Here is a 14,398-nt window from a genome sequence, read left to right on the forward strand (position 1 = left end):
AACTTTTTCGACCGCGCGGGACTCACACCTTAGGTAAGCAGAAAAAGCCGGCCGCAGAGCCGGCCCTTTTCACCGGATCAGCCTCAAGGAGAAAACCGATGACCACCGTTCAACTGACGGACGTCCAGACCCTTCGCGACCGTGCCCGCAAGAACATCCAGGAAGGCGCGGTCACCGAAGGCTATTCGGCCGATCGCCAGACCGTCCTGCGCCTGCTCAACGAAGCGCTCGCCACCGAGCTGGTCTGCTTCCTGCGCTACAAGCGCCACTACTTCATGGCCACCGGCCTTAAGGCGAGCATCGCCGCCGCCGAGTTCCTCGAGCACGCCAACCAGGAAATGCAGCATGCCGACCAGTTGGCCGAGCGCATCATGCAACTGGGCGGCGAGCCGGACTTCAATCCGCGCGGCCTGGAGGAGCGCTCCCATGCCGAATACGTCGAAGGCAAGACCCTGAAGGACATGGTCACCGAGAACCTGATCGCCGAGCGCATCGCCATCGACAGCTATCGCGAGATCATCACCTACCTCGGTAACGACGACCCCACCACCCGACGCATTTTCGAGGAAATCCTGGCCCAGGAAGAAGAACACGCGGACGACATGGCCGACATCCTCGACGACCTCGCCTGACTCCAGAGCAAGACCCGTCCGAGAGCCGGCGCCCGCAGCGCCGGCTTTTCTTTTCGCCTTATTTATCCAATTTATCGATTAAATAGAGAAAAGCTAACTATCCTTTACGAAATCTTCGACATCACAAAAATAATAAACTAACTTACTGATAAGTAATAAGAAAACACATAATCACCCATGTCGATAGACACTATCATCGCACTTCGTTTTTAAATCGATTTATCCGAACTGAAAATGACTCCAACGCAATCGACAACCCACTCGGAGTCACCGTCATGAAAGCTTCCCTGATCCTCGGCCTCGCCCTCGCCACCCTGACCGCCAACGCCGCCTTCGCCGCCGATGGCTCCAGCCGCACCATCGACCGGCTGCACCAGGACATGTCCAGCGTCGAACTGCGCATCGCCGACAACGGCAGCGAGCAGACCATCGACCGCCTGCACAAGGACATGACCAAGGCCGAAGCCCGCCTGGCCGACAACGGCAGCGAACAGACCGTGGACCGCCTGCATCGCAGCATGAGCCGTTTCGACCTGCGCACCGCCTGACCGCTCGTTACGCCGCAAGGCGCGAGAAAAGCCCGGCTCGATGCGGGGCTTTCCTATTTTCCCATCCCTGTCGCGCTGGGCGCATGGCCCGAGGCAAGCCGCACTCTCCCGCCTCAGACTCCGCTGAACCAGTTGTAGCCCTGGTCCTCCCAGTAACCTCCGGGATTGCTGTTGCTGACGAAGATCTCCACCACGTGCTTGGCGTTCTTGAAGCCGAGCTTGGTGGGAATCCGCAGGCGCAGCGGATAGCCGTTCTCCTCCGGCAGCGCCTGCCCGGACATCTCCAGCGCCAGCAGGGTCTGCGGATGCAGCGCGCTGGGCATGTCGAGGCTGGAGTAGTAGCGGTCGGCGCACTTGAAGCCGACGTACTTCGCCGAGGTGTCGGCGCCGACCAGCTCCAGAAAGGTGCGCAGCGGCACTCCGCTCCACTGGCCGATCGCGCTCCAGCCCTCGATGCAGATCAGTTGCGTGACCTGGCTGGCCTGCGGCAGCCGGCGCAGTTGCTCCAGGCTCCAGGGGCGCTTGTCGCGGACCCGCCCGGAAACCTGCAGGCGGTATTCCGGCAGGTCGATCTCCGGCACGTTGTAGGCCGGGTAGAACGCGTTGAAGGGGAACGGCGAGGCCACCTGCGACGGATCGAAGGTCGGCGCCAGCCGCGTACGGCTGAACAGCCAGGCCTGGACCCGGTCGTTCCAGCGCGACATGGCCCAGAGTACCTTGTCGACCGAATCGCCATCCTGTAGCCGGCACCCCGAGAGCATCGCCAGGGCGCCCAGGGACAGGCCGCCGCGCAACAGCAGGCGGCGTTGCAAATCGACCATCTGCCGCTCGCTGGGCGGGTCGATCGCGATCTTCGCGCGCTTCTTCTCCGGCCCCTTCATCCTCCGCTCCTCCGTCCGCGCCGCCACTCGCGTCCGATGATCATCGGCACCAGGGTGCGCGGCACCAACAGCACCAGCAGCAGGTGCACGACGACGAACCCGACGACCCCGGCCATGGCCAGGAAATGCACCCAGCGCGCCCCCTGGAAGCCACCGAACAGCGCGGTCAGCCCGTGCAGTTGCACCGGTTTCCAGATCGCCAGCCCGGACAGCACCAGCAGCGCACCGAGCCCCAGGACCAGCCAGTACAGCAGGCGCTGCACCGCGTTGTAGCGGCCCGGCTCATGCACCAGGCGCAGGCCGAGGGCGAGGCGCAGGTCGCGCCAGACGCCGGCCGCGCTCAAAGGCAGGAAGTCGCGACGAAAATGCCCGCTGGACAGTCCGTAGGCGAGGTAGCACAGGCCGTTGCCGAGCAGCAGCCACATGGCGGCGAGATGCCAGGCGATGGAACCGCCGAGCCAGCCGCCGAGGGTAGCCCAGGCGGGAAAACGGAAATCCAGCAGCGGCGAAGCGTTGTAGATGCCCCAGCCGCTGCCGATCAGGCAGGCCATGGCATAGGCATTGAGCCAGTGGCAGAGTCTCACCGGCCAGGCGTGCAACGCACGGTTCATGGCTTTTCTCCCAGGAAACCCGGCCGGGACGGACGCGCCGTCCCGGCGAAACCTCACATCGGCGGGGTCACGCCGTCCTTGCCGACCGAGATGGCCAGGGCGGTGAGGCTGCCGTCGGCGCCCTTCTGCGGGAACAGCACGACCTTGGCGCCAGGCTTGAGCAGGCTGCGCTCGCCCGGCTCCAGGCTGACGATGGGCACGTCGTCCGGCACCACCACAGTCTTCTCACCATCGCCGTATTTCACCGTCATGCGCCGGCCCTGGCTGACCACCAGGTTGCCGACCGTACCGTTGGTCATGGTCGAGGCGCTGCCATCGGCGTTCTCCCAGGGCCGGTGGCCTTCGCCGCTGCCGCGCAGGCTGGGGGCGAAGACATGCACCTCGAGGGCCTTCAGGGTGCCGTCGGGCTGCGGCACGGCGGCGGTACCGATGAAGCTGTCGGGCTGGATGTCCTCCGGCTTCGCCAGCGACACGGCGCGGATCGCGGTCTTGTCGGTGAGCCTGACCGTCAGTTGCTGGCCGTTGCGGGCCTTCAGTTGCAGGTGGTCGTCGGCGGCCTGCTGGATGGTGCCGCGCAGCGGCTGCAGCATGCCCGCAGTCGGTTGCGCGGCGAAGCTGGCGGCACTGGCCAGGAGCAGGCCGAAGAGCAGCGCGGGGGAAGCCTTGAGTCGAAGCATCGGTCGATCCTCGGTGGGGTTGAGCCTCGATGGTCGCCCCGCCGGCGGTACCCGGAGATGACTTTCGCATGACAAAAATGTCACCGAGTCCGCGCCGCGCGCTGGCTAGAATGGCGGCGAACGAGGGGGAACGAGACATGCGCATCCTGGTGATCGAAGACGATACGAAGACCGGCGAGTACCTGAAGAAGGGCCTCGGCGAGTCGGGCTATGCGGTCGACTGGTCGCAGCACGGCGCCGACGGTCTCTACCTGGCGCTGGAGAACCGCTACGACCTAGTGGTCCTCGACGTGATGCTGCCCGGCCTGGACGGTTGGCAGATCATGGAAGTGCTGCGCAAGAAGCACGATGTGCCGGTGCTCTTCCTCACCGCCCGCGACCAGTTGCAGGACCGTATCCGCGGCCTCGAACTGGGTGCCGACGACTACCTGGTGAAACCCTTCTCCTTCACCGAGTTGCTGCTGCGTATCCGTACCCTGCTGCGCCGCGGCGTGGTCCGCGAGGCAGAGCAGGTGCAACTGGCCGACCTGCACCTGGACGTGCTGCGGCGCAAGGTCAGCCGCCAGGGGCAGGTGATCGCCCTGACCAACAAGGAGTTCGCCCTCCTGCACCTGCTGATGCGCCGGGAAGGCGAGGTGCTGTCGCGCACCCTGATCGCCTCGGAGGTCTGGGACATGAACTTCGACAGCGACACCAACGTCGTCGACGTGGCGATCAAGCGCCTGCGCGCCAAGGTCGACAATCCCTTCCCGAACAAGCTGATCCATACCGTGCGCGGCATCGGCTACGTCTGCGAGGAGCGCCCGTGCCCGCCCGCCGCTCCCTGACCCTCTACGCGGCGCTGCTGTTCGCCGCGGTGGCGGCGCTGGTGGTCAGCGCGGTCGGCTTCTACCTGTACCGCTCGGTGGAAGAGGCGATGCTGCGGCGCAGCGACGTGATGGTCGCCGGCCGGGTCGAGCACTTCCGCAACCTGTTGCGCGACAACCTCACCCTGGCCGAGCTGAAGGCGCGCCCACGTCTGTTCGAGAACATGCTCGGCAACGAGCAGGACATCCTGCTCCTCGGCCAGCCCGGCGAGGCGCCGATCGTCGCGGTCAACCCGCGCCACGAACGCCTGCCGTCGCTACGGGTGGTCGCCGCCGGCCAGGCGTTGAATCCGTCCGTCGTGCACGCCGCACTGACCCACGACGGCATCCCGATGCGCGTGCTCGCCGCCGAGGTCCTGGTCGGCGGCCGCGAGCCGTTGCAGATCACCGCCGCGCACCTGCTGCTGGGCGAGACGCGGATGCTCGCCCAGTACCGCGACCGGGTCATCGCCGCCGTGCTGCTGGCGTTCCTCGGCACCGCCCTGCTCGGCTGGCTGGTCCTGCGCCACGGCCTGCGCCCGCTGCGCACGCTGGCGGCGAAGGCGGCGGAGATCCATCCGACCAGCCTGGATACCCGCCTCGACGTCGCCGCCGCGCCTGCCGAGTTGCAGCAGGTGGCACAGTCGTTCAACGCCATGCTCGAACGCCTAGACGACGGCTACCAGCGCCTGCAGCAGTTCTCCGCCGACCTCGCCCATGAGATCCGCACGCCCATCGGTTCGCTGATGGGCCACGGCCAGGTGGCCCTGCGCCAGCCGCGCAGCAACGAGGAGTACCAGGCGCTGATCGCCTCCAACCAGGAAGAGCTGGAGCGCATCGCGCGGATGGTCGAGAGCATCCTGTTCCTCGCTCGCGCCGACGACGTGCGGGCAGCGGTGGAGCGCAGCCGCCTGGACCTGGGCGAAGAGCTGCGGCGCCAGGCGGAGTATTTCGAAGGGCTGGCCGAGGAACGTGGGCTGAGCCTCGACATCCAGATCAGCGGCCAGCTACGCGCCGATCCGCAACTGTTCCGCCGGGCGCTGAGCAACCTGCTGGCCAACGCCATCCGCTACGCCAGCGCCGAGAGCCTGATCGAAGTGCGCGGCCTGCGCCGCTCGGGGGAATTCCTGCTGAGCGTGGAGAACGCCTGCGACAGGCTGCCGGCCGAGCCGCTGTCGCGCCTGTTCGACCGCTTCTACCGTGGCGACGCCGCGCGCAGCGACGCCCAGTCCAGCGGTCTCGGCCTGGCCATCGTCCAGGCGATCATGCGCCTGCACGGCGGCCGCGCCGAAGCGAGCGCCCCGGCTCCGGGACGCATCCGCTTCGAGCTGGCGTTCCCGGCTCAGGACTGAGCGGGCTTCTCGCCGGCGTCCGGCTCACCGTCGGAGCGGCCGATATTCGCCGGCGCCTCCACCACCAACTCCTCCGGCACTTCCTCGACGCGCGGGTCGAGGGTGGCGGCCATCGGGCTGACCGTGTCCGGCATCGCCACGTGTTGCAGCGGCGCCTCGTCGACCCGGTGTTCGCCGGTGACGCGCTTGGGCTGCACCCAGAACACCAGCAGCACCGCGTAGCCGGACACCAGCATGTAGAACAGCCCCGGACCGAAGTGGCGCATCAGCGCGCCGGCCACCAGCGGGCCGATACAGGCGCCGACCCCGTAGGTGGTCAGCAGCATCGCCGACAACGCGACCCGGCGCGGCTGCTCGACGTGGTCGTTGGCCAGCGCCACCGCCAGCGGGTAGAGGGTGAACAGCAGCATGCCGGTAACGAACCCGTTGGCCAGCAGCAGCCAGTACGGCAGCGTCACCAGCCCCCACATCGGGATCGAGGCCAGGCACAGCAGCACCGCATTGCCGCGGATCAGCCAACTGCGGTCGAGGCGGTCGGACAGCCAGCCCAGCGGCCACTGCGCACAGAAACCGGCGACGATGCACATGCCGACGAAGAAACTCGATTGCGAGGCATCCAGGCCGTTGCGGTTGGCGTAGACCGGCGCCAGGCCGTAGAAGGCGCCGACCATCAGGCCGGCGATGAAGATGGTGCCCAGCGCCTGCGGCACGCGTTGCCAGAAGAAACGCACTTCCAGCGGCGCGGCGACCAGCTTGGCCGGGTGCACGCGACGGGTCATGGCCAGCGGGATCAGGCACGAGGCGAAGCAGATGGCGACCAGCAGCAACGGCTTGTAGTCGAGGGTCGGGCTCAGCGCCAGCAGGCCCTGGCCGAGCACCAGGCCAAGGTCGACGGCGACCATGTAGCCGGCGAACACCTTGCCGCGCTGGTGGCTCTCGGCCTGCTCGTTGAGCCAGCTCTCGATCACCATGTACTGGTTCATCATCACCGCACCGGTGATGAAGCGCAGCAGCAGCCAGACTTCCAGCTGATCGACCAGGGCATGCAGCAGCACGGTCACGGTGGCAATCCCGGCGCAAGCCACGTAGGAGCGGATATGGCCGAAGCTGGCGATCAGCTTGTGTCCGAATTTTCCACCGCAGACCAGGCCGAAATAGTAGGACGCCATCAGCCCGCCGACCCACAGGTCGCCTGCGCCTTCCTGGGTCAGGCGCAGGCCGATGTAGGTGGTGAACAGGCCGGAGCCGGCCAGCATGAGCAGGGTGGCGGTGTAGAGCGCGGGAAAGGTGACGAGCGGGCTGAACATGACGGTTCCTGGACGGACGGGCCCCACGGCCGGCATCCGCCGAGCATTGATAGGTTCGGGAAGGATCGACGCTGCTGGCCGATCGCGGGCGCAGGCCGTCCTGCGTTCGGCGAGACTCCGACGCCGCGCGGCGGCCGGAAGCCACGTCGCGGCGCACAGGGCGGCATTATCCCCGCTCCGGAGCGGCCCCGCCACGGGCGCCGCGAGCGTTCCGTCGGCTCAGCTGCGCCCCGCCGGGAGCGGCTCGCGCGGCGGCAGCCGATATACCCAGATGCGCCGCAAGACAGTGAGGAATTGCCGTCCCAGGCGTCCGCTGTTGTAGGTCTGCCCGTAGCGCCGGGCGATTTCGCGGACCTCGCGGGACAGCGCGGCGTAGCGACGCGCCGGCAGGTCCGGGTAGAGATGATGCTCGATCTGGTGGCTGAGGTTGCCGGTCAGGATGTGGAACAGCGGCCCGCCCTCCAGGTTGCTGGAGCCGCGCAACTGGCGCAGGTACCAGTGGCCACGGGTCTCCCCCTCCAGCACCGAGGGCGGGAAGACCACCGCCTTCTCGGTGAAGTGGCCGCAGAAGATCACCGTGAAGGTCCACAGGTTGCGCAGCACGTTGGCCAGCAGGTTGCCGACGAACACCGCGCCAAAGCCGCCGGCGAACAGGCCGAGAAGCGGGAACAGCAGGTAGTCCTTGGTCCACTGGCGACCCAGCTTGGCACGCAGGCGGCGTAGCAGCGGCATGAGTTCGGCCTTGTCCAGGCGCCCCTTGGCGTACTTGTCCAGGCGCAGATGCTGGATCGCCACCGCGTACTGGAACAGCAGCGCCTGCAGCGTCACCCACAGCGGTTGCCAGCGGTAGAACGGCTTCCAGCGCTGCTCCGGGAACAGGCGCACGACCCCGTAGCCGACGTCGTCGTCCTTGCCCAGCACGTTGGTGTAGGTGTGGTGGATATGGTTGTGGGTGTGCCGCCAGAAGTCGGACGGCCCGGCGATGTCCCACTCGTAGGCGCGGCCGGCGAATTCCGGATCGTTCATCCAGTCGTACTGGCCGTGCATGACGTTGTGGCCCAGTTCCATGTTCTCGAGGATCTTGCCCAGGCCGAGAAGCAGGCTGCCGAGCAGCCAGGTCGGCGGCAGCCAGCCGAACATCAGCAGCGCCCTGCCGCTCCAGCAGCAGACGCGCACCGCCGCGCGGACCCGGCGGATGTAGCGCGCGTCGTCCGCGCCGAGATCGGCCAGGGTACGCTGGCGCAGGGCGTCGAGTTCGGCGCCGAAGGCCGCCAGTTGTTCCGGGGTCAGTTCGCGGTCGTCGCGCATCGCAGGGCTCGCAGGTCGGTTCACAGGTCCAGCGCCAGGTCGCCGTGGGCGGCGCTGACGCAGAGGCGGATAGGCTGGCCGGGCTCGCTGCACAGCGCGCCGCTGCGCAGGTCGCGCACGCAGCCGCTGAGCAGGACGCAGGTGCAACTGGCACAGATGCCCTGGCGGCAACCGTGGGCCGGGCGCAGGCCGTGGGCCTCGGCCTGTTCCAGCAGGCTGGCGGCGCTGTCGCCGGAGACTTCCCGCTGCGACCGGGCGAAGCGCAGGCGCACTTCGCGCGGCGCCTCCCCGCTGCGCCAGCGCGGGACGCTGAAGGATTCCGTCTGCAAGCCGGCGAAGCGTGCCCCCAGTTGCTCGCCCACCGCCTCGACGAAAGCCGCCGGCCCGCAGGCCAGGGCCTGGCTGCGCGCCAGGTCGGCTGCCCAGCCGTCCAGGTGGCGCGGCTGGAAATGCCCCTCCAGGCAGCCATCGGCCCGCGCCCCGCGGGTCAGGCTCCAGCGCAACTCCAGGTTCGGGTGGCGCGCCGCCAGCGCCTCCAGCTCGCCGAGCCAGGCGCGCTGGCCGGGATGACGGGCGTAGTGCAGCCACAGCACGGGACCGCGATAGCCGTTCTCCAGCGCCTCGCGGAGCAGGCCGAGCAAGGGCGTCAGGCCGCTGCCGGCGGCCAGCAGGCAGACCGCCTCGGCCTGCATCGGCCAGCGCAGATCGCCTTGCGCGGGCTGCAACTCGACACGCTGGCCGACCGCCAGGTGTTCGCACAACCAGGGCGAGAGCAGCCCGTCCGGGTGACGCTTGACGGCGATTTCCAGGCGCTCGCCGACCACCCGGGTCAGGCTGTAGCTGCGCCCGACCCGCACCCCGTCGCGCTCCGCCAGCAGCTGGATGTGCTGGCCCGGCCGCGCCGGCGGCCAGCCGGGGGCGGTACGCAGGGCCAGGGCGAGCATATCGTCGGCCACCCAGTAGCGTGCCTCGACCCGCGCATAGTGGCGGTTCAGCGACGCCAGCGGATGGGCGTGGCGCAGCAGGCCGTCGACATCGGCCTCGCGCAGCCAGCCACGGGCGGCGAGACGGCGCAGGGGTGCGAGCAAGGGGGTCAGGAGAGCGAGGGGAAGCAAGGCCATCGAGAATATTTCAGTGAACGATCGTTCACAAAACTTTGCCCGTTCCGCGCAATCGAGTCAACAAGCGTTCACTGATGTATCCTTCGACCGCTGCCGTCCCCGGTTCGACCGGGTCGCGGGGCTTTTGCTACAGTCGCCGGTCCGCCAAAGGAAGCCGTATGTCCTCACCCCGCGCCGAACAGAAACAGCAGACCCGCCACGCGCTGATGAGCGCCGCGCGCCACCTGATGGAAAGCGGGCGCGGCTTCGGCAGCCTCAGCCTGCGCGAAGTGACGCGCGCCGCCGGCATCGTCCCGGCCGGCTTCTATCGGCACTTCAGCGACATGGACCAGCTCGGCCTGGCGCTGGTCGCCGAGGTCGACGAGACCTTCCGCGCCACCCTGCGCGCGGTGCGCCGCAACGAGTTCGAACTGGGCGGGCTGATCGACGCCTCGGTGCGCATCTTCCTCGACGCGGTCGGCGCCAACCGCTCGCAGTTCCTCTTCCTCGCCCGCGAGCAATACGGCGGCTCGTTGCCGATCCGCCAGGCCATCGCCAGCCTGCGCCAGCGCATCACCGACGACCTGGCCGCCGACCTGGCGCTGCTGAACAAGATGCCGCACCTCGACGGCGCGGCCCTCGACGTGTTCGCCGACCTGGTGGTGAAGACCGTCTTCGCCACCCTTCCGGAGCTGATCGACCCACCCGCCGCCGACCTGCCGCCGCACCTGATGCCGGCCGCGAAGATCACCCACCAACTGCGTTTCATCATGATCGGCGGCAAGCACTGGCACGGCCTGCCCGACTGACCCCACACCTCCCCAGCGGACCTCCGGCTCGGCGTTCGCCCGCGGACTAGACGCGCGCGCACCTTTCCGGTGCGGCAAAAAAGTCGTTGCGCACCAACCTGGCGCTCTGCAATATTTTGTTACATCCCTATGGCCCCGTTTTCCCGGTACAGGCGTCCCGCATCGACCTGGCAAGGCCCTTGCTGGTGCTTGTTGTGATTCCTTTCCTGTCGCATTGCGGAAACTGCCCATGCTGGTCATTCACCAACGCCTGCCCGCCCGCTCGCCCCGCTGGGACGAAGAACTCCACCTGACCTACGAGGCGCGCAGCAAAAGCCGCCTGCGCTGCTTCGCGGCGAGCGGCGAGGAGGTCGGCCTGTTCCTCGAGCGCGGCCAGCCGCCGCTGGCCGACGGCGACTGCCTGGAGGCCCGCGACGGTCGCCTGGTGCGGGTCGTCGCCCGCTCCGAACGTCTGCTCCACGTCACCTGCGCCAGCCCGCTGGAACTGACCCGCGCCGCCTACCACCTGGGCAACCGTCACGTCGCCCTGCAGGTCGGCGACGGCTGGCTGCGCCTGCTCGACGACTACGTGCTGAAAGCCATGCTCGAACAGCTCGGCGCCACGGTGGAGGCCATCGAGGCGCCGTTCCAGCCGGAGCACGGCGCCTACGGCGGAGGCCACCACCACTCGCACCATGGCGAGGCGGAGTTCAACTACGCGCCGCGCCTGCACCAGTTCGGCGTGCGCCGGTGAACAGCATCTGGGCGCGCCTGCGCCTGGCCAGCTCGCAGTTGCCGATCGGCGGATACAGCTATTCCCAGGGCCTGGAGGCGGCCCTCGACAATGGCTGGGTGCGCGACGCCGAGAGCGCGCGGACCTGGCTGGTCGACCAGTTGCAACTGAACCTGGCGCGCTTCGAGGCGCCGCTGCTGGCCGGCCTGCTGCGCGCCGCGTTGATCGGCGACTGGGCCGCCTGCGATGCGGCCAGCGAGCGCCATAGGGCCAGCCGCGAGACCCGCGAGCTGGCCCAGGAGAGCCGGCAGATGGGCTTTTCCCTGCACCAATTGCTGGAAGCCCTGCCCGAACTCGACGCTCCCGGCCGCGCCTGGCTGGCGCGCCAGGACCCGCCCAATCTCGCCGCCGCCTGGGCGATGGCCGCGCGCGCCTGGCGCCTGGACGCCGAGGAGGCGCTCAGTGCCTGGTTCTGGAGCTGGCTGGAGAACCAGTTGGCGGTGCTGATGAAAACCCTGCCGCTCGGCCAACTGGCCGCGCAGAAACTTGCTTCCAGCCTGCTGCCGGAACTCGACCGCGCCTGCGCCGAGGCGCTGCGACGGCCCGCCGTCGAGGGCAGCGCCGCGTTCGGCCTGGCGCTGGCCAGCATGACCCACGAAACCCAGTACAGCCGTCTGTTCCGTTCCTAGGAGAAACCCCATGACATCCCAACCCCTGCGTGTCGGCATCGGCGGTCCGGTGGGCTCCGGCAAGACCGCCCTGACCCTGGCCCTGTGCCGCGAACTGCGCGAGCGCTACAACCTCGCGGTGGTCACCAACGACATCTATACCCAGGAAGACGCAGAGTTCCTGGTGCGCAACGAGGCCCTCGCCCCCGAGCGGATCATCGGCGTGGAAACCGGCGGCTGCCCGCACACGGCGATCCGCGAGGACGCCTCGATCAACCTGGAGGCGGTGGACCAGCTCAACCGGCGCTTCCCCGGCCTCGAACTGATCCTGGTGGAATCCGGCGGCGACAACCTGTCGGCCACCTTCAGCCCCGAGCTGTCCGACCTGACCCTCTATGTGATCGACGTTTCCGCCGGCGACAAGATCCCGCGCAAGGGCGGCCCCGGCATCTGCAAGTCGGACCTGCTGGTGATCAACAAGATCGACCTGGCGCCGCTGGTCGGCGCCTCCCTCGACGTGATGGACCGGGACGCCCGGCGCATGCGCGGCGACAAGCCGTTCGTGTTCAGCAACCAGAAGACCGGCCAGGGGCTGGACGAAATCATCGCCTTCATCGAGCGCCAGGGCCTGCTGACCGCCGCCTGACGCCACTTCGCAACGACAAGGAACCGCCAATGAAACTGCCCAAGCTGCTCGCCGCCCTCGTCCTGCTCGCCGCGCCGGCGCTGGCCTTCGCCCACCCCGGCCACGGCGAACACGGCCTGGTCGCCGGCCTCGCCCATCCGCTCACCGGTCTCGACCACCTGCTGGCGATGTTCGCCGTCGGCCTCTGGGCCGCCCAGCAACAGGGAGCCGCGCGCCTCGCCCTGCCCTGCACCTTCGTCGGCACCATGCTGGTCGGCGGGCTGCTCGGCTTCGAGGGCCTGCAACTGCCGTTCATGGAGACCGGCATCGCCGCCTCGGTGCTCGCCCTCGGCCTCTGCGTGGCCCTCGCCGTGCGCCCGCCGCTGGCGCTGGCGATGGCCGCCACCGCGCTGTTCGCCCTGGCCCACGGGGTCGCCCACGGCCTGGAGCTGCCGGACCTCTCCAGCCCCTGGCTGTACGCGCTCGGTTTCGTCGCCGCCACCGCCGCGCTGCACGCCGCCGGCTACGCGCTGGTGCGCTTCCTGCCGCAGGCGGCCGCGCCCCTGGTACGTCTCGCCGGGCTGGCCTCGGCGGGCGCCGGGGTCTGGTTGCTGGCCGGCTGAGCCGCCGCGCCTCCCTCAGCGCCTGATCAGCACCCGCCGACCTTGGTGCACGAGGCGCAGGCCATGGGTCTGCGCCAGCATCGCCAGGGCCAGCGGCAGGTCGTCGATGGGAAAGGTGCCGGAGACCCGAAGCGGGTCCAGCGACGGCTCGCACTCGATGCTCTCGCCCCCGTAGCGCATCAGTTCTCCCGCCCACTGCCGCAGCGGCATGTCGTCGGCCACCAGCAGGCCCTGGCGCCAGGCCAGCGCGGCCTCGCTGGCGGACTCGACGGGGCCGATCCGCTGGCGATCGAAGCGCACCCGCTGGCCAGCCTCGATCACCCGGCCATCCGCCGCGCTCGCGGCGCCCTCCGGACGCACCTGGACCGCGCCTTCGTACACCGCCAGCACTGTCTCTGCGCCCTCGCGTCGGACGCTGAAGGCGGTACCCAGCGCGCGCATCAGGCCCTGTTCGGTGCGCACCAGGAACGGCCGCGGCGGCTCGCGCCGATCCGCCGCGGTGCGGAGGTAGATCTCTCCGCGATACAGGCGCAGCAGGCGCTGGCCGGCGTCGTAGCGCACGTCCAGCGCGCTGTCGGTGTTCATCTCGACCTGGCTGCCGTCCTCCAGCACCAGATCGCGCCGCTCGCCGACGACAGTGAGGTAGTCGGCGCCGAAGCCGTCGCGCCAGACCTGGGCGCGCCATCCCCACCAGACCAGCGGTGCGCCGCCGAGCAGCAGGGCCAGGCCGCGCAGGACCGCGCGCCGGCCGCTGCCGGACGGACGCTCGAGCGCACGCCGGGCCAACGCCGGCGGCAGCGAACCGATATTCGCCAGCAGACGCTCGGCACGCCGCCAGGCGCGCTGGTGCTCGGGGCTGCGCGAGCGCCAGGACTCCAGCTCGGCCTGCTGCGCCGGAGCCAGCGGCCCCTCCTGCATCAGCAGCAGCCAGGAGGCGGTCTCCCTGAGCACCTGCGGGGCGATCGCCTCGGCGGCCGGCGGCCCGGAAAGCTCCGTATCGCCCGCCTGCGGCGCCCGGCTGGAAGCGCGGTCATTCATCGGGCATCAGGCTCAGGCAGGTCACGTAGGCCTGGTGGATGAACTTCTTCACCGTCGGCAGCGCGACGCCCAGCGCCTGGGCGATGTCCTTCTGCTTCATGCCGTCCAGCGTCGCCATCAGGAATGCCTGTTTCACCCGCGGTCGCAGGGTGTCGAGCAGCGCGTCGATCTCGTGCAGGGTCTCGACGATCACACTCTGTTGTTCCGGCGACGGCTGCAACGGCTCGGGCAACGTGGCCAGGGCCTCCAGCCAGGCGAGTTCCAGCGATTGGCGACGGCGCCAGCTGACCAGCACGCAGTTGGCGATGCGGGTGAGGTAGGCGCGCGGCTGACGGATCGCGTCACGCTGGCCGCCATCGCGGCTGGCGAGGATGCGCAGGAAAGTGTCGTGGGCCAGGTCGTCGGCCACGCCACGTCCCCAGGAGCGAAGGCGGTAGGCCAGCCAGTTGCGCAACCAGGCATGGTTTTCACGGTAGAGCGTGGCGACGCAGTCGCGGTCCGCTTGCAGGCAGGGGCTTGGCGCATTCATCGGAGGCGCATTCATCGGAATAGTCGGCTGGCTTCAATCGCAAATGAAAACTATTATCACTAATTTTCCGCTGACCACAATGCCGACGCCCTTCCTCGACCGGCCCCGCCGAACCCGAAATATCCCTTTTCCG

17 protein-coding genes are annotated in these 14,398 nt (G+C 68.7%); 9 read left to right on the forward strand and 8 right to left on the reverse strand.

Annotation, left to right across the window (positions count from 1 at the left end):
* The first annotated feature begins 98 nt into the window (after window positions 1–98).
* Window positions 99–632: a ferritin-like domain-containing protein gene (locus VQ067_RS26760; RefSeq protein ID WP_003095503.1), complete on the forward strand. Its 534-nt coding sequence runs from the start codon at window positions 99–101 to the stop codon at window positions 630–632.
* A 275-nt stretch (window positions 633–907) separates the two neighbouring features.
* Window positions 908–1,180 (forward strand): hypothetical protein, encoded by a 273-nt coding sequence (locus VQ067_RS26765; protein WP_009877165.1) that lies wholly within the window; start codon window positions 908–910, stop codon window positions 1,178–1,180.
* A 113-nt stretch (window positions 1,181–1,293) separates the two neighbouring features.
* On the opposite strand, the gene VQ067_RS26770 is transcribed toward VQ067_RS26765, so the two are convergent.
* From VQ067_RS26770 to VQ067_RS26780, 3 genes are read right to left on the reverse strand one after another with little or no spacing between them, the layout of a single operon-like run.
* Window positions 1,294–2,061 (reverse strand): molybdopterin-binding protein, encoded by a 768-nt coding sequence (locus tag VQ067_RS26770; protein WP_031636768.1) that lies wholly within the window; start codon window positions 2,059–2,061, stop codon window positions 1,294–1,296.
* Window positions 2,058–2,672, reverse strand: coding sequence for a cytochrome b/b6 domain-containing protein (locus tag VQ067_RS26775; RefSeq protein ID WP_031636769.1), 615 nt, complete (start codon window positions 2,670–2,672; stop codon window positions 2,058–2,060). The genes VQ067_RS26770 and VQ067_RS26775 overlap by 4 nt, the downstream gene beginning before the upstream one ends.
* Before the next feature lie 53 nt (window positions 2,673–2,725).
* Window positions 2,726–3,349: a hypothetical protein gene (locus tag VQ067_RS26780; protein ID WP_033990030.1), complete on the reverse strand. Its 624-nt coding sequence runs from the start codon at window positions 3,347–3,349 to the stop codon at window positions 2,726–2,728.
* Window positions 3,350–3,486: 137 nt separating this feature from the next.
* Between VQ067_RS26780 and VQ067_RS26785 the strand changes: the two genes are divergently transcribed.
* Both VQ067_RS26785 and VQ067_RS26790 read left to right on the forward strand, forming a co-directional pair.
* Window positions 3,487–4,176 (forward strand): heavy metal response regulator transcription factor, encoded by a 690-nt coding sequence (locus tag VQ067_RS26785; RefSeq protein ID WP_003123548.1) that lies wholly within the window; start codon window positions 3,487–3,489, stop codon window positions 4,174–4,176.
* On the forward strand, window positions 4,155–5,546 hold the full coding sequence (locus tag VQ067_RS26790) for a heavy metal sensor histidine kinase (protein ID WP_031636770.1): 1,392 nt from the start codon (window positions 4,155–4,157) through the stop codon (window positions 5,544–5,546). Before VQ067_RS26785 ends, VQ067_RS26790 begins: the two co-directional genes overlap by 22 nt.
* Here the strand turns inward: VQ067_RS26790 and VQ067_RS26795 are convergent.
* The 3 genes from VQ067_RS26795 to VQ067_RS26805 form a co-directional block, all read right to left on the reverse strand.
* Window positions 5,537–6,853 carry an MFS transporter gene (locus tag VQ067_RS26795; RefSeq protein ID WP_003095519.1) on the reverse strand — a complete coding sequence of 439 codons (1,317 nt, stop codon included), beginning with the start codon at window positions 6,851–6,853 and terminating at the stop codon, window positions 5,537–5,539. The two genes, VQ067_RS26790 and VQ067_RS26795, sit on opposite strands and share 10 nt — an antisense overlap.
* A gap of 219 nt (window positions 6,854–7,072) precedes the next feature.
* The gene (desB, locus tag VQ067_RS26800) at window positions 7,073–8,185 is read right to left on the reverse strand and encodes a fatty acid desaturase DesB (protein ID WP_004347735.1); all 1,113 of its coding nucleotides are present in this window, start codon (window positions 8,183–8,185) and stop codon (window positions 7,073–7,075) included.
* Window positions 8,182–9,282: a ferredoxin reductase gene (locus VQ067_RS26805; RefSeq protein WP_009878223.1), complete on the reverse strand. Its 1,101-nt coding sequence runs from the start codon at window positions 9,280–9,282 to the stop codon at window positions 8,182–8,184. The genes desB and VQ067_RS26805 overlap by 4 nt, the downstream gene beginning before the upstream one ends.
* Before the next feature lie 158 nt (window positions 9,283–9,440).
* Between VQ067_RS26805 and desT the strand changes: the two genes are divergently transcribed.
* The 5 genes from desT (at window position 9,441) to VQ067_RS26830 (ending at window position 12,698) form a co-directional block, all read left to right on the forward strand.
* The gene (gene desT, locus VQ067_RS26810; RefSeq protein WP_003095524.1) at window positions 9,441–10,070 is read left to right on the forward strand and encodes a TetR family transcriptional regulator DesT; all 630 of its coding nucleotides are present in this window, start codon (window positions 9,441–9,443) and stop codon (window positions 10,068–10,070) included.
* A 229-nt stretch (window positions 10,071–10,299) separates the two neighbouring features.
* Window positions 10,300–10,803 carry an urease accessory protein UreE gene (ureE, locus tag VQ067_RS26815; protein ID WP_003095526.1) on the forward strand — a complete coding sequence of 168 codons (504 nt, stop codon included), beginning with the start codon at window positions 10,300–10,302 and terminating at the stop codon, window positions 10,801–10,803.
* Complete coding sequence (locus tag VQ067_RS26820; RefSeq protein WP_003095528.1) at window positions 10,800–11,471, forward strand: urease accessory protein UreF; 672 nt, start codon at window positions 10,800–10,802, stop codon at window positions 11,469–11,471. Before ureE ends, VQ067_RS26820 begins: the two co-directional genes overlap by 4 nt.
* A 10-nt stretch (window positions 11,472–11,481) precedes the next feature.
* Window positions 11,482–12,096: an urease accessory protein UreG gene (gene ureG, locus VQ067_RS26825; protein WP_003095530.1), complete on the forward strand. Its 615-nt coding sequence runs from the start codon at window positions 11,482–11,484 to the stop codon at window positions 12,094–12,096.
* A gap of 29 nt (window positions 12,097–12,125) precedes the next feature.
* On the forward strand, window positions 12,126–12,698 hold the full coding sequence (locus VQ067_RS26830) for a HupE/UreJ family protein (RefSeq protein WP_009314328.1): 573 nt from the start codon (window positions 12,126–12,128) through the stop codon (window positions 12,696–12,698).
* A gap of 15 nt (window positions 12,699–12,713) precedes the next feature.
* On the opposite strand, the gene VQ067_RS26835 is transcribed toward VQ067_RS26830, so the two are convergent.
* Window positions 12,714–13,736 carry a FecR family protein gene (locus tag VQ067_RS26835; protein WP_033990027.1) on the reverse strand — a complete coding sequence of 341 codons (1,023 nt, stop codon included), beginning with the start codon at window positions 13,734–13,736 and terminating at the stop codon, window positions 12,714–12,716.
* Window positions 13,729–14,265 (reverse strand): sigma-70 family RNA polymerase sigma factor, encoded by a 537-nt coding sequence (locus VQ067_RS26840; RefSeq protein WP_003095533.1) that lies wholly within the window; start codon window positions 14,263–14,265, stop codon window positions 13,729–13,731. Before VQ067_RS26840 ends, VQ067_RS26835 begins: the two co-directional genes overlap by 8 nt.
* Between the last annotated feature and the right edge of the window lie 133 nt (window positions 14,266–14,398).

The sequence above is a fragment of the Pseudomonas sp. KBN12P06040 genome (assembly GCF_037574965.1).
Classification (GTDB): Bacteria; Pseudomonadota; Gammaproteobacteria; order Pseudomonadales; family Pseudomonadaceae; genus Pseudomonas; species Pseudomonas aeruginosa.